Here is a 1002-nt window from a genome sequence, read left to right as displayed (position 1 = left end):
ACGACAGAGAGCCATCACCAAGAAATTATTATTCTCAAATTAGTGGAAACTACGCCTAGCTTCATTCGCCGTCTTTTGCCTTATCGTGGTTTCTTTTATAGCTTATCTGGTGGTTTTCTCGCATGGCTTATTGTTATAGTTTAATGTTGTGGGCAGTTGCCTCCCCCGTTGAACATTTGGCAGCTACTTACAATAACCATTTCCTATATAAGCGGCACGAGCGTCCAGTCCAAGTCGGCTTCGAAATACTCTTTTTTTCAATTTTTATGGGTCTCTGCGGATCTTGGCTCGCCATCTATCGCCAAGAGCCTGTTTTCAAATTCGCTAGCAAGCTAACTATTCCCAAACGTTCTCTGATATAGCCTAAATAACTTTCTCTTTGACATATCTCATCCCCTCCTCATCCTTATCTTCTCGAAAAAAGTAAACTGATCTAAATGACTAATAACACCTTATTCATCCTATCTCTCAATACGAATCCCATTCGCTACAATAGCGTTTAACTTTCTCAGTATAATCCGCAATAAGTTCTTCTATTGTTTGGCCGCTAGCTAGCCCATCCACTATTTTGGAAATCACTTGCCTCATTGCATAGAACATAACTTCAGGAGCATACCCTGCACCCTGCTCGAGAAAATTCATAATCTTGTACCCAATCTCCCCGTCGTATCCCCAGAAGAATCTTCTTTAATCGTAATACCATTCCACGTACAGTACGCTTTAACAGAATCACAATAACGAGACCAATCGTGTTTTTCCCTATTTCCTCTCAAACCTTCACTATTTACATAATTACCACCAGCAAGTTCTTTTATAGCCTAACACCATAATTAGTAAAGTATGGTTTAATTAAAACTCTGATTTAAAGTTGCAAATAATGCATATAAACCTTGCGCTAATCTCATTATTTACTCCATCCGCTATCATTCTCATTATACCAATAAAAAATGAGATTATGAGAACAACTCTCTGAGATTACGAGAGAACCATAGTACTGATCCG

At 38.7% G+C, this 1002-nt stretch carries 1 protein-coding gene; it reads right to left on the bottom strand.

Going from position 1 to position 1002, the window contains the following annotated elements; all coding sequences use genetic code 11:
* Nucleotides 1-468 precede the first annotated feature (468 nt).
* Nucleotides 469-642 (bottom strand): hypothetical protein, encoded by a 174-nt coding sequence (locus tag B1F79_RS02980; RefSeq protein WP_251365937.1) that lies wholly within the window; start codon nucleotides 640-642, stop codon nucleotides 469-471.
* Nucleotides 643-1002: the final 360 nt, after the last annotated feature.

This window comes from Coxiella-like endosymbiont of Rhipicephalus sanguineus, assembly GCF_018687865.1.
This window is presented reverse-complemented; position numbering and strand designations above follow the sequence as displayed.